The 13,108-nt window shown below is 65.9% G+C and carries 14 protein-coding genes; 8 read left to right on the forward strand and 6 right to left on the reverse strand.

Features of this window, described 5'->3' with window-relative positions; all coding sequences use genetic code 11:
- Positions 1 to 18 precede the first annotated feature (18 nt).
- The 5 genes from KIT53_RS03915 to KIT53_RS03935 are packed head-to-tail and all read right to left on the reverse strand — an operon-like array spanning position 19 to position 4,869.
- Entirely contained in the window at positions 19 to 1,053 is a 1,035-nt protein-coding gene (locus KIT53_RS03915; protein WP_297747931.1) for an aldose epimerase family protein, read from the reverse strand.
- Positions 1,050 to 2,054 carry a lactonase family protein gene (locus KIT53_RS03920; protein WP_297747934.1) on the reverse strand — a complete coding sequence of 335 codons (1,005 nt, stop codon included), beginning with the start codon at positions 2,052 to 2,054 and terminating at the stop codon, positions 1,050 to 1,052. The genes KIT53_RS03915 and KIT53_RS03920 overlap by 4 nt, the downstream gene beginning before the upstream one ends.
- Before the next feature lie 4 nt (positions 2,055 to 2,058).
- Positions 2,059 to 3,342, reverse strand: coding sequence for a TRAP transporter large permease (locus tag KIT53_RS03925; protein WP_297747937.1), 1,284 nt, complete (start codon positions 3,340 to 3,342; stop codon positions 2,059 to 2,061).
- Positions 3,342 to 3,884, reverse strand: coding sequence for a TRAP transporter small permease (locus KIT53_RS03930; protein ID WP_297747940.1), 543 nt, complete (start codon positions 3,882 to 3,884; stop codon positions 3,342 to 3,344). Before KIT53_RS03930 ends, KIT53_RS03925 begins: the two co-directional genes overlap by 1 nt.
- Positions 3,885 to 3,888: 4 nt before the next feature.
- Positions 3,889 to 4,869, reverse strand: coding sequence for a TRAP transporter substrate-binding protein (locus tag KIT53_RS03935; RefSeq protein WP_297747943.1), 981 nt, complete (start codon positions 4,867 to 4,869; stop codon positions 3,889 to 3,891).
- A gap of 172 nt (positions 4,870 to 5,041) precedes the next feature.
- On the opposite strand from KIT53_RS03935, the gene KIT53_RS03940 reads away from it, so the two are divergent.
- The 3 genes from KIT53_RS03940 to KIT53_RS03950 all read left to right on the forward strand — a co-directional run bounded on the left by KIT53_RS03940 (position 5,042) and on the right by KIT53_RS03950 (position 7,496).
- Positions 5,042 to 5,770, forward strand: coding sequence for a FadR/GntR family transcriptional regulator (locus KIT53_RS03940; RefSeq protein WP_297747946.1), 729 nt, complete (start codon positions 5,042 to 5,044; stop codon positions 5,768 to 5,770).
- Positions 5,771 to 5,872: 102 nt separating this feature from the next.
- Positions 5,873 to 6,637, forward strand: coding sequence for an aldolase/citrate lyase family protein (locus KIT53_RS03945; RefSeq protein WP_297747998.1), 765 nt, complete (start codon positions 5,873 to 5,875; stop codon positions 6,635 to 6,637).
- A gap of 37 nt (positions 6,638 to 6,674) precedes the next feature.
- On the forward strand, positions 6,675 to 7,496 hold the full coding sequence (locus tag KIT53_RS03950; RefSeq protein ID WP_297747949.1) for an NAD(P)-dependent oxidoreductase: 822 nt from the start codon (positions 6,675 to 6,677) through the stop codon (positions 7,494 to 7,496).
- Positions 7,497 to 7,529: 33 nt separating this feature from the next.
- Here KIT53_RS03950 and KIT53_RS03955 read toward each other — a convergent pair whose 3' ends face one another.
- Entirely contained in the window at positions 7,530 to 7,973 is a 444-nt protein-coding gene (locus KIT53_RS03955; protein WP_297747952.1) for a universal stress protein, read from the reverse strand.
- 111 nt (positions 7,974 to 8,084) lie between these two features.
- On the opposite strand from KIT53_RS03955, the gene KIT53_RS03960 reads away from it, so the two are divergent.
- From KIT53_RS03960 to KIT53_RS03980, 5 genes are all read left to right on the forward strand, one after another.
- On the forward strand, positions 8,085 to 10,460 hold the full coding sequence (locus KIT53_RS03960; protein ID WP_297747955.1) for a cation-translocating P-type ATPase: 2,376 nt from the start codon (positions 8,085 to 8,087) through the stop codon (positions 10,458 to 10,460).
- A 41-nt stretch (positions 10,461 to 10,501) separates the two neighbouring features.
- Positions 10,502 to 10,639 carry a cbb3-type cytochrome oxidase assembly protein CcoS gene (gene ccoS / locus KIT53_RS03965; protein WP_297747958.1) on the forward strand — a complete coding sequence of 46 codons (138 nt, stop codon included), beginning with the start codon at positions 10,502 to 10,504 and terminating at the stop codon, positions 10,637 to 10,639.
- A gap of 130 nt (positions 10,640 to 10,769) precedes the next feature.
- Complete coding sequence (ccoN, locus tag KIT53_RS03970) at positions 10,770 to 12,212, forward strand: cytochrome-c oxidase, cbb3-type subunit I (RefSeq protein ID WP_297747961.1); 1,443 nt, start codon at positions 10,770 to 10,772, stop codon at positions 12,210 to 12,212.
- A gap of 22 nt (positions 12,213 to 12,234) precedes the next feature.
- Positions 12,235 to 12,849 carry a cytochrome-c oxidase, cbb3-type subunit II gene (gene ccoO, locus KIT53_RS03975; protein WP_297747964.1) on the forward strand — a complete coding sequence of 205 codons (615 nt, stop codon included), beginning with the start codon at positions 12,235 to 12,237 and terminating at the stop codon, positions 12,847 to 12,849.
- Between the two features lie 5 nt (positions 12,850 to 12,854).
- On the forward strand, positions 12,855 to 13,040 hold the full coding sequence (locus tag KIT53_RS03980) for a CcoQ/FixQ family Cbb3-type cytochrome c oxidase assembly chaperone (protein WP_297747966.1): 186 nt from the start codon (positions 12,855 to 12,857) through the stop codon (positions 13,038 to 13,040).
- The last annotated feature ends 68 nt before the right edge of the window (positions 13,041 to 13,108 follow it).

The raw sequence follows: 13,108 nt of genomic DNA on the forward strand, positions 1-13,108 counted from the left end.
GGCATCGCACAGGGGCGCTCAGGCGGCGCTGAAGACGTAGCGTGTCTCGGCGAAGTAGGGCTCCTGTGGCGACACGCGCAGCAGCGGCAGCGAGGGGCGGTTGGGGGCATTCGGATAGCGCTGCGGTTCCAGGCAGATGGCCGCCCGGGGCCGGTGGCGAACGCCTTGCTTTCCCATGTCGGGCCGTTCGCCGACGCCCAACAGGCCTGCCGTGTAGACCTGCAGAACCGGCTCCGTGGTCCATACGTCCAGCGTTCGCGCACTGGCGGGCGCGGACAAACGTGCGGCGTGGCGCAGTTCGTCCGTGCGGGGCTCGATCACAAAGGCTTCGTCGATCTCTGGCACGGTGTCCAGTCGCCGGGGCACCCGCAGGTCATACGGCAGGCCTTGGAGCGCTTGCTGCAGGCCTGTGGCGATCCGCTCGCCGTCGCAGGGCAGCAGTGCATGGGCATGCACCGCCAAGGTGTGGCCGTCGATCAAGGAGGTTCCGGGGCCTTCCAGGTTGAAGAACACGTGGCTGGTGAAGCTGGCAGGGCTGGTGCCCTGCGTGGCCACGGCCTCATGTTCTATCCGCAGTGTGTGATGGTCCGTGAGTTGGTAGCGCAGGTGCAGTTCCAGCGTTCCTGGGAAGCCATCCACCTCCGGGTCAAAGCGGTGCCACAGATCGAGCGTGCAGGGATCGGCCTGGCTCGCCTCGAATACCTGGTGGCGTGACCCTCCGGGTCCGCCGTGGATGCAATGCGCCCCAGCGTTGGCTGGCAGTGAATGCATGTTCCCGTCCCAAGGGAAGCGGGCGTTCGAGATGCGCCCTGCATAACGCCCGATGAAAGCCCCGACGGATGGGGCACCTCGCAGCACGGCATCCAGGCTGTCATAGCCCAGCGCGACATCGGTCAGTCTGCTCTGGCGGTCGGGCACCAGGATCTGCAGCACTTTTGCCCCCAGGTTGGTGACACTCACCACCATGCCCTGAGGGTGGCGCAACTGGAACAATGCCGTGCGTTGTCCACCCACCTCGCCCCGGAAGCGTGCCGGGTCGAGCAGAACGCTCATGGGAGGAACAAGACCCAGTTGGGGTTGCGTCCGACAGGCTCTCGCTGGCGCAGAGTCAGCTCACCGGTCAGCGGGTCGAGGCTGTAGCTGCTGAGATGGTGCGAGGCCTGCCCAGCCACGAGCAGCGTGCGTCCCTCCGGGCCGATGGCGAAGCCGCGAGGCTGTTGTTCGGTGTCGGTGCGGCCGATTCGCCGCACGCGGCCGCTGGAGCCGTCGATGGCGAATGCGCACAGGGTGCTGCTGTGACGCTCGCAAGTGAACAAATGGCGGCCATCGGGGGTGATGTGCAGGTCCGCCGCCCAAGGCTTTCCGTTGAGACCGGGCGGCGCGGTGGCCTCCGTCTGCAACCAGCGCAGCGTGCCGGCGTCCGCATCGAAAGACAAGACGTCCAGCGTCGCATCGAGTTCGTTGAGCAGGTAGACGAAGCGGCCATTCGGGTGAAAGCACAGGTGGCGAGGGCCGGCCCCTTCACGCTGGCGCCAGCAGGGCGGGTCGTTGGGCGTGAGTCGACCGCTGCGGGCATCAAAGTGGAACTGCAGCACCTCGTCCGCTCCCAGGCTGGTGGCCAGCACATGGCGATTGGACGGCGCGGCCACGATGGCATGCGCATGCGGACCCGTCGGGATGGTCTGGAGCACCGGGCCCACGGTGCCGTCGTCGGCGATGGGACTCACGGTGAGCATGTGGCCCGGGTAAGAGGCCGCCAACAGGTGGCGTGCATGGCGATCGGTGGCGATATAGGCCATGCTGGCGGGCAGGGGCGTCTCGCCCAGCAGGCGCAGACTGCCAGAGGCCTTGTCCACAGCCAGGGTGAGCACCGCGAAGGGTTCGCTGCGGCGAGCCACGTACAGGCGGCTGCCGTCCTGGTTCGTGGCCATGGGCATGAGCACGCCGCCCAATGCGATGCCGGGCAGGACAGTGAGGTGCCCGTCGGCCGTGGCGCGAAGAATGGAAATGTCCCCGCTGTCGGCGTTGGACACACAGACCAGCGATGGCGTCATGGCCTCACAGTCCCAGCGTGCGCGGCAGCCACAGCGAGAGCCAGGGCAGGTAGGTGACCATCATGAGCACCACGAAGAGCGCCACAAAGAAGGGCGCCATGGCGCGGGTGACCACGCCGATCTTGAGCCGAGAGATGGCACTTCCCACAAAAAGCACGGTACCCACAGGAGGCGTGATCAGGCCGATGCCCAGGTTGACCATCATGATCATGCCGAAATGCACAGGGTCCACGCCAAGCAGCTTGACCACGGGAAGCAGTATGGGCGTGAGGATCAGGATCAACGGCGACATGTCCATCAGCGTGCCCAGCGCCAGCAGGAGCAGATTGATCAACGCGAGGATGACGTACTTGTTGTCAGAAATGCCCGTGAGAAAAGCCGTCACGCGCATCGGTATCTGCATCAAGGTCATGATGTAGCCGAAGGCGGCGGCGAAGCCGATGAGGATCATGACGATGGTCACCGTCTTCACGGTTCGGTGGACCAGCTTGGGCAGGTCGCGCCAGCGGTAGTCGCGGTAGATGAACATCGTGACAAAGAAGGCCCAAAGCACCGCGATGGAAGCGCTCTCGTTGGCGGTGAACACGCCAGAGAGAATGCCGCCAAGAATGATCACCATGGTCATCAGGCCCCAGAGGGCCTCCATCGACATCTTCAGCGCCTGCCGCAGCGGAATGACCTCGCCTTTGGGGTAGCCATGCCGGTTGGCCTTGTACAGGCACAGCACCGCCAGCGTGAGCCCCATGAGCAGGCCGGGAAGAACGCCTGCCATGAAGAGCGCAGCGATGGACACCGAGCCACCGGCGGCAAGCGAGTACAGCACCGCGTTGTGGCTGGGTGGGATCAGGATGGCCTGCACCGAACCGCTGATGGTCACAGCCGTCGCGAAAGGCCGGGGATACCCCTTGCGTTCCATTTCCGGGATCAAGACCGTGCCGACGGACGCCGTGTCCGCCACCGAGGAGCCCGAAATGGCACCGAAGAAGGTGGACGCCAGAATATTCACCAGCGAAAGACCGCCTCGCACGAAGCCGACCAGCACGCTGGCAAAGGCCACCAGCCTCCGTGCCATGCCGCCTTCGGCCATGATGGCGCCGGCCAGCACGAAGAAGGGAATGGCCAGCAGTGAAAACTTGTTGACGCCAGCCGCGATCTGGATCATCACCGCGTCCAGCGGAATATCGATCCATAGAGCGCCAAGCAGCGCCGCCAGTCCCAGCGAAAAGGCAATAGGCACACCCAGAACCATGAGCAGCACGAAGCTGCCGATAAGAATGAAGGCGTCCATCAGGCGGCCTCTGAGCTGTGTTTGGCGAACGCTTCGTCGGACTCTTCGTAGCGCATGAGGCGGCGTTGGTCCTGGGGGCCGATCCAGCGGCGCTCAAGCACGAACAGCAGCGTGATGAGCGAACCTATGGGCAGCGCCGCGTAGGTCACCCCCACAGGCAACCAGGGCAGCTCGCTGATCGACTGGCCCATGGTGCCCAGACACAGGTGCGTGCCGTACCAGACCACGAAGGCGCAGGCCAGCGCCATCAGGCTGTCCACCAGCCAGCCACATGCCGCACGGATCGGTGCGGGCATGACGTCCGTCAGCATGGTGACGGCGATGTGCGCGTTGGCCCTGTAGCCCGCGGCGGCACCGATGAAGGTGAACACCATCATGAGCAGGATGGCGATCGGTTCGGGCCACTGCGAGCCCGTCCCCATCACATAGCGCGTGAAGACGCCCCACGGGATGATGAGGGACATGCACGTGATGGCTGTCCCTGCCACCCAGATGCAGGCGAGGTAAAGGCGGTCCATGGCCGCCACGTAGGACGTCTTCATGCGTTCACTTGACCTCGCTGATGCGCTTCATGAGGTCGGCGAACTTGGCGCCGTACTTGGCCCGCACAGGCGCGGTCGCCTCGTAGAAAGGGCGGTTGTCGATGGCGATGAACTCCACACCCTCGGCCTTGAGCTTGGCGGTGTAGTCCGCCACGGCCTTGTCCCAGAGGGCGCGCTGTTCCAGTTGGGCTTCGCGGCCCAGTTTCTTCATCAGAGTCTGGTCGGCGGGACTGAGTTTGTCCCAGGCCACGCGCGACATCACGAGCACCTCGGGAATGATGAGGTGGTTGGTCTGCGTGTAGTACTTGGCCCCGGCCTTGAAGTGATTGGCGGTATACAGACTTGGCGGGTTGTTCTCTGCGCCATCCACCACGCCGGTTTGCAGGGCGGTGAACACCTCGCCGTAGCCCATGCTGATGCCGTTGCCGCCCATGGCATTCATGGTGTCGACAAACAGCGGGTTGCCCATCATGCGGATCTTCTGGCCCTTGAGGTCCTCAGGCTTGCGCACGGGCTTCTTGGTGTAGAGGCTGCGGGAGCCGCCATCCATCCAGGCCAGTCCGACCATGCGGGCCGGGGAGGCGGATATCTTGTCCAGCAGTTCGTCGCCGATGGGGCCATCGATCACGGCGCGCATGTGCGCGATGTCGCGAAACACGAAGGGCATGTTGAACACATCGACCTCGGGCACCACTGGGCCGATGGGACCCAGCGAAGTGCGCAGGATCTGGATCGCTCCCACCTGCGTCTGCTCGATCATTTCCTTCTCGGCGCCCAGTACGCTGCCGGGGAACATCTGGAACTTCATCCGGCCCTGGGTGGCGGCCTCCAGCTTCTTGCCCATGTTTTCCACCGCGACGACAGTGGGGTAGCCGGCAGGGTGTACGTCGGCCGCCTTGAGCACGGTCTGCCCGGAGGCCGTCCCCAGCATGCCAACGGTGAAGGCGGCCACGGCCGCCTGAATCAGGGTTCTGCGATCGTTCATGTCGAGTCTCCTAGCGCCGGGTCGCTGGTGGTGTGGATGCCCCGGAGGCGTTTGGTGAGCGAACTTCCCAAAGACGAGGTGCTTCTGCTACAGTGAGGCACTGTTCTCATCATCAGTTGTCGTACAACAAATCTAGCAGATGTCCTTTGACCCCCCTACCGGGATAACCCTCATGAACCGGGATCTGTCGCGGCGCAACAAGTCGCGCACCCTGTCGACCGAACTGGCCCATTTGCTGGCCGATCGCATTCGCAGCGGCGAGTATCCGCCGGGGGCCAAGCTGCCCAAGGAAGCGGCCATCATGGACGAGTTCCGCGTCAGTCGCACAGTCGTGCGCGAAGCCATTTCCTACCTGCAGGCGGTGAACATGGCGGAAACCCGTCATGGCATTGGCACCTTTGCCCTGCGTGCCGAGGAGGGGGCTCCGTTCCGTGTTCAGCCGGAGCAGGTGGGCACCCTGCGCGACACGATAGCGCTGCTGGAGCTGCGCATAGGCATAGAGACCGAGGCGGCCGCCATCGCGGCCTCGCGGCGGACGGAGGCCAATTTGCAGGGTATGCAGGATGCGCTGGCCGCCTTCGAGGCGGCGATCGAGGCCGGTCAGGATGCGGCTGCCACCGACTTTCAGTTCCACCGGGAGATCGCGCTGGCCACCCAGAACAACCACTTCGCCGAGGTCATGAACTCGTTGGGGCCGGGTGTGATCCCGCGTGCCCGGCTTGACCCGGACGAGGGTCACAACCCCAACCGCCTGGCCTACCTTCGCCGCGTGCACCAGGAGCATGAAAGCATCTTCCATGCGATCCGGGATCAGGACGTGGACGGCGCGCGTGCTGCGATCCGCACGCACCTCTCCAACAGCCGCGAGCGTCTGCGCAGACGCGACATCCTGCCCAACTGAATCCGGCGCTCAGAGGGTTAACACCGAGGTATGCCATGGTCTCTGGTTGTATGATGACTGATCATAAAGATGCCTCAGCACCTCGATCAACCTGGCGCACGCATGGATCTGCCCATCAACCATTTCAAGCAAGCCCTTCTGGCCGGCCAACGGCAGATCGGACTGTGGTCTCATCTGTGCAACCACATCAGCGCCGAGATCCTGGCCGGCTGCGGCTTTGACTGGCTTCTGCTCGACATGGAGCACTCGCCCAACGAGTTGCCCGACCTGTTGCCGCAGTTGATGGCCATGCGTGGCGGCAGCGCCTCGGCCATCGTCCGGCCGCCCTGGAACGATATGGTGACCTTCAAGCGTTTGCTCGACATTGGCGTGCAGACCTTGCTGGTTCCCTATGTGCAGACGGCTCAGGAGGCGGCCCAGGCTGTTTCTCAGACCCGCTATCCGCCTGAAGGTGTGCGGGGCTTTGCCGGTGCGCCAAGGGCCAGCGGCTATGGCCGTGTGCCTGGCTACGCGCAGCGGTGCGCGCAGGAGCTGTGCGTATTGGTGCAGGTGGAGACGGTACAAGGCCTGGCCAACCTGGAGTCCATCGCGGGCGTGGCGGGCGTCGATGGCGTGTTCATCGGGCCAGGCGATCTCTCGGCGGCTCTGGGCCATCTGGGGAACCCTCGACACCCCGAGGTACTGGCAGCGATCGATGACGCCATCGCCCGCATACGCGCCTGTGGCAAGGCCGCCGGCATTCTGACTGGCGACGAAGCGCTGGCACGCCACTACCTGGAGCAAGGTTGCCTGTTTGTTGCCGTCGGCGCGGACCAGAACCTGTTGCGCGACAGCGCACAGGCCCTGTGTGCGCGTTTCAAGACCTGAATCCCGTATCGCCCGCGTGCCCATCCGGAGTCTTCCCATGCTCGATCACCCCGTTTCCGCTCTTCGTTTCACACGTCTTCTGCTCACGGGCGCAGCGGGCAACCTTGGTCAGGCGCTGCGACCGCGCCTGAAGGCGTATTGCGGCACCCTGCGTGTGAGCGATCTCAACGAAATGGCCGCAGCCTCCGAGGGCGAGGAGGTGGTGCAGGCCCCGCTGGAGGACCGGTCGCGCGTGCAATCCTTGCTCGAAGGGGTCGACGCGGTGGTGCACATGGGCGGCGTGTCCACCGAGCAGCCTTGGGAACCCATTCTCGCGGGCAACATCGTGGGCATGGTCAACCTGTACGAGGCTGCCAGGCTTCAGGGGGTGCGCCGCATCGTTTTCGCGAGTTCCAACCACGTCACCGGTTTTTACCGGCAGGACGAGGTGATCGGCCCGCGGACCGCGCCACGGCCCGATGGCTTCTATGGCCTCTCCAAAGCCTTTGGCGAAGACCTGGCCCAGCTGTATTGGGATCGCTGGGGAATCGAAACGGTGAGTTTGCGCATTGGTTCTTCGTTCCCGGAGCCTCGGGACCGGCGCATGCTGGCGACCTGGCTGAGCCACGACGATCTGGAGCGTCTGGTGGTCGCGGCGTTGACCGCACCCATCGTGGGCCACAGCATCATCTACGGCATGTCCGACAACCAGGCCACCTGGTGGGACAACACCGCCGCCCGCCACATTGGCTACCGGCCGCGGGATTCTTCAGACCGCTTCCGTGAAGCGGTCGAATCAAGGCAGCCGACGATCGACGTGAACGATCCCGCCGCGCGTTTCCAGGGTGGCGCCTTTGTCAAAGCCGCGCCGCACGGCTGAAAGCCGCTGTACGCCCAGACCCTGAACGCCCGCTCAGCGGAGCACGAGCACGGGGATGTGCGAGTGCGTCAGCACCTGCTGGGTCTCACTGCCCAGCAGCAGGCGCTTGATGCCGCGGCGGCCGTGTGAAGCCATCACGATCAGGTCGCACTTGTTGCGCTTGGCGGTGGCGATGATGGCTTCCGAGACCAGGTCCGACTTGACCGTGACGGCCTTGACCTTGACCTCGCGCGCCTGGCCGGCGGCCTTGACCGCGTTGACGGCGGCCTGTGCCTCTTCCTGCCACTGCTTCTCGATGCGCGCCACTTCGGCCGTGGCCAGTGCGACGCCGCCTTCGAAATAGGTCTGCGGGTACCGGGGCACGACCTTGAGCGCCACCACCTCGGCGCCGGTCAGGTCGGCCAGATCGATGCCGTGCTTGACGGCCTGTTGGGAAAGCTTGGAGCCATCGGTGGCCACCAGGATGCGCTTGTACATGCCTTGCTCCTCGGGTTTGTTGCGGGATGAAGCCCAAGAGTAGCAAGTCCAGCCCGGTTGTGGTTGACTTATGTCAACGGCGCCATGGAAGACCCGCACTACGCTACACCCATGAACCAGGCTGTCACCACACTGCCGGTGGGGCCTGCGTTGGCCGATCCACCCATCCGCACCGCGCAGGCGCCGGACTGGCTGGGCGAACACCGGGGCCCGCTCACCGTCACCGACGATTTCGCGGTGCTCGACGACCCGCTGGAACAGCAGGCCTTCACCGAGCGTATCCAGGCAGAGGGCCAGGAAGGTCAGGCCGAATCGGTGCTGATGGTGCAGGGCATGTACTGCGCGGCCTGCGCCGACACCGTGGAATCCGCCCTGCAGGGTCTGCCTGGTGTGCGCGAGGCCCGCGTGCACGCCGCCACCCGCCGCCTGCGCGTGCGCTGGGACCCGTCGCTCACCCGCATGTCCACGCTGGCCCAGGCCGTCGGACGGGCTGGCTACCGGCTGCTGCCCATGCAGCAGGCCCTGTCCATCAGCCAGCGCTTGCAGGAGACCCGGCAGGCGCTGTGGCGCCTTTTCGTCGCCGGCTTCTGCATGATGCAGGTCATGATGTACGCGTGGCCGGCCTACGTCACCGCGCCGGGGGAGATCCCGCCCGACATCGATCAGTTGCTTCGCTGGGCCAGCTGGGTCATCAGCCTGCCGGTGGTGTTCTTCGCCAGCGGACCGTTTTTCCGCAGCGCCTGGAACGACCTGCGGCGCGGCCGCGTCGGCATGGACACGCCGGTGTCCCTGGGCATTCTCGTGACCTTTCTGGTGAGCTCTGCCGCCACCTTCGACCCCTCCGGCCCCTGGGGCGCGGAAGTGTGGTTCGACTCGCTCACCATGTTCGTGTTCTTTCTGCTGGGCGGGCGCTACCTGGAGCACAAGGCGCGCGACCGCACGGCGGGGGCGCTGGACAGCCTGATGAACCGCCTGCCCGCGGCCTGCGAACGGCAGACCGGCGACGGTATCTACGAAACGGTGTCGATCCGCCGGCTGGCCACGGGTGACGTGGTGCGCGTGCCGGCGGGCGAGGCGTTCCCCGCGGACGGCGAACTGCTCGACGAACGCGCCACGGTGGACGAGGCCTTGCTGACCGGGGAATCGCATCCGCTCACGCGCACGCGCGGCGAGCACGTCGTGGCCGGCAGCTTCAACCTCGCAGGGCCTGTGCACGTGCGGCTGTTGCGTGTTGGTGGCGACACGCGCTTCGCGCAGATCGTCAGGCTCATGGAACAGGCCTCGACCGAAAAGCCGAGGCTGGCCATTCTGGCCGACCGCGTGGCCGCGCCGTTCCTCGTGCTGGTGCTGCTGGCGGCCGCGCTGGCGGGCTGGTACTGGTGGCAGATTGACCATACGCAGGCGTTCGCGGTGGCTGTGGCGGTGCTCATCGTCACCTGTCCGTGTGCCCTTTCGCTGGCCACGCCGGCGGCCATGCTGGCCTCGGCGGGCTCGCTGGCGCGCAAGGGCGTGCTGGTGCGGCGGCTGCAGGCCTTCGAGACCCTGGCCGGCATCGACACCGTGGTGTTCGACAAGACCGGCACCCTGACCCACGAGGGGCTGTCGCTGTGCAAGGTGCGCACGCGGCCCGGCCTCGACCGCGCGCAGGCGCTGGCCCTGGCGGCCGCGCTGGCGCAGGGCTCCCTGCATCCGGCTTCGCGGGCGCTGGCGCGGGAAGCCCCCGGCGCCGGCCTGCCGCACCTGCGGGACCACGCGGAGGTGGCGGGGCAGGGCATGCAGGGGCGATTGCCCGACGGCACCCTGGTGCGCCTGGGCTCGGCCGGGTTCTGCGGCGGTACGCCACCCGCCTCGCGTGACGAGGATGCGCCGGTGGTGCACCTGAGCGACGAGCGCGGCTGGATGGCCAGCTTCGTGCTGCAGGAGTCGCTGCGCGCCGACGCGGCCGCCGCGGTGGCGTCACTGCGGGGCCAGGGCCTGCGCACGCTGTTGCTCTCGGGCGACCGGCCGCAGGCGGCGGGGCGCATCGCCCAGGCCGTGGGTGTGGATGAGGTCATCGCACAGGCGTCTCCGGAGCGCAAGTTGCAGGAGATCGCGGCCATGCAGGCGCAGGGGCGGCGGGTGGCCATGGTCGGCGATGGCCTCAACGACGGCCCTGTGCTGGCTCGCGCCGACACCTCTTTCGCGCTGGGCCACGCGGCTCCGCTGGCGCAGGCACAGTCCGACTTCGTGATCCAGGGGGCCAGCGTGATGGACGTGGTCGACACGCTGCACCTGGCCCGAGCGACGATGCGCGTCGTGCGGCAGAACCTGGTCTGGGCGGCGGTCTACAACGCGGTCAGCGTGCCGCTGGCGCTGGTCGGTTGGATGCCACCCTGGCTGGCCGGCCTGGGCATGGCGGGCAGCTCGCTGCTCGTCATCGGCAACGCACTGCGCCTGTCCGCCCGCTCCCCCAGGCAGGGGATGGCCGAGGTGCCTGCAACGGCGTAGCATGCGAGCTGTCGTGCGCCGCTCTTCAATCCGGACAAGCCATGGACATTCTCTACCTGCTGATCCCCCTCTCGGTGCTGCTCGTGTTCGGCATCATCGGTGTCTTCTGGTGGGCGCTGCAATCGGGTCAGTTCGACAACATCGACCGCGAAGGCGAGCGCATCCTCAAGGGCGATTGAGCCCACCGCTGGTCCGCTGTGTTTTTCCAGCTGGGGGAACACGGTGAACAGGCCCCAGTTGACTTAAGTCAAGGCGTCGGCGGCGCCCCGTGGTGACACTTCCCACAGTGACATTAGCGAGGAGTTCTGTATGTCCATGACAAGCAAGGCCGACCGTGCGGCGGTCTACAACGACAAAGTGGTGCGGCAGTTCGCCATCATGACGGTGGTATGGGGCGTGATCGGCATGCTGGTGGGCGTGATCATCGCCGCCCAGCTCACCTGGCCCGCGCTCAATCTGGGCGTCGAGTGGCTGAGCTACGGCCGCCTGCGCCCGCTGCACACCAACGCGGTGATCTTCGCGTTTGGCGGTTGCGGCTTGTTCGCGGCCAGCTACTACGTGGTGCAGCGCACCTGCCAGACGCGCATCTTCTCCGACGGTCTGGCCGCCTTCACCTTCTGGGGCTGGCAACTGGTCATCCTGCTGGCGGTCGTCTCGCTGCCCATGGGGTTGACCCAGGGCAAGGAATACGCCGAGCTCGAATGGCCGATCGACCTGCTCATCGCCGTGGTCTGGGTGGCCTACGCCATCGTGTTCTTCGGCACCATCGGCATTCGCAAGGTGCGCCACATCTACGTGGCCAACTGGTTCTTCGGCGCCTTCATCCTGGCGGTGGCGGTGCTGCACATCGTCAACAGCGCGGCGCTGCCGGTGGACCTGTTCAAGTCCTATTCGGCCTACGCGGGCGTGCAGGACGCGATGGTGCAGTGGTGGTACGGCCACAACGCGGTGGGCTTCTTCCTCACAGCGGGTTTCCTCGGGATGATGTACTACTTCATTCCGAAGCAGGCCGAGCGGCCGGTGTATTCCTACCGGCTGTCCATCGTGCACTTCTGGGCGCTGATCTTCACCTACATGTGGGCCGGCCCCCACCATCTGCACTACACGGCGCTGCCGGACTGGGCCCAGTCCCTGGGCATGGTGTTCTCCCTGATCCTGCTGGCGCCGTCCTGGGGCGGGATGATCAACGGCATCATGACCTTGTCGGGTGCGTGGCACAAACTGCGCACCGATCCGATCCTGAAGTTCCTGATCACCTCCCTGTCGTTCTACGGCATGTCGACCTTCGAAGGGCCGATGATGGCCATCAAGACGGTGAACTCCCTGTCGCACTACACCGACTGGACCGTGGGCCACGTGCATTCGGGCGCCCTGGGCTGGGTGGCGATGATCTCGGTCGGCAGCCTGTACTACCTGATCCCGCGTCTGTTCGGCCGGGCCGAGATGTACAGCGTGCGGGCCATCACCGTGCACTTCTGGGTCGCCACCATCGGCGTGGTGCTGTATATCGCCGCCATGTGGATCGCCGGGGTGATGCAGGGTCTCATGTGGCGCGCCACCAACCCGGACGGCACCCTGACCTACACCTTCGTGGAAAGCGTCAAGGCCACCTATCCGTTCTACGCCATCCGGTTGCTCGGCGGGTTCATGTTCTTCTGCGGCATGCTCATCATGGTCTGGAACGTCTGGAAGACGGTGGTCGGTTCCAAGCCCGTGGATGCCCCGGTCCTGGCGCCGGCGGCGGCCCACTGAACCTCCAGCGGAGAGCGATGCGATGAAGATGACACATGAGTTCGTCGAGAAGAACATCGGCTGGATGATCGTGCTGGTGATCCTGGTGGTGAGCGTCGGGGGCCTGGTGGAGATCGTGCCCCTGTTCTTCCAGCGTTCCACCACGGAGCCGGTGGCCGGCGTGACCCCGTATCCGCCGCTGCAGCTGGTGGGCCGGGACGTCTACGTGCGCGAGGGCTGCTACAACTGCCATTCGCAGATGGTGCGGCCGTTCCGGGCTGAGACCGAGCGCTACGGCCACTACTCGGTGGCGGGGGAGTATGTGTACGACCACCCGTTCCAGTGGGGCAGCAAGCGCACCGGGCCGGACCTGCACCGGGTCGGCGGCCGCTACAGCGATGAATGGCACCGCCTGCACCTGGACAACCCCCGCGACGTGGTGCCGGAATCCAACATGCCGGCCTATCCCTGGCTGGCGCGGACGCCGGCCGACACCGGCAGCATCGAGGCCAAGATGCGGGCCCTGCGCCGTGTGGGCGTGCCCTACACCGATGAGGACATCGCCGGCGCTGCCGGCCAGGTGGCCGGCAAGACCGAGCAGGATGCGCTGATCGCATACCTGCAGGGCCTTGGTACCGCATTGAAGAACGTGAGGTGAGCGCGATGACGATCGAAGACGTGCGTGCGTGGATGGTGGTGGCGCAGTTCCTGGTGTTCGTGGGGATCGTCTGGTGGGCGTATAGCGGGCCGCGACGGTCCCGGTTCGAAGCCGACGCGTTGCGGGTTCTGCACGACGACGACACGCCGCCGCAGGCGGGACGCTCGCGGAAGGGGGCGAACCATGGGTGATTTCATTCACGAGTTCTGGAGTGGCTACATCGCCGTGTTGACGATCGTCAGCATGATCGCCTGTGGCG

It is taken from the genome of Hydrogenophaga sp., assembly GCF_026125785.1.
Classification (GTDB): domain Bacteria; phylum Pseudomonadota; class Gammaproteobacteria; order Burkholderiales; family Burkholderiaceae_C; genus Hydrogenophaga.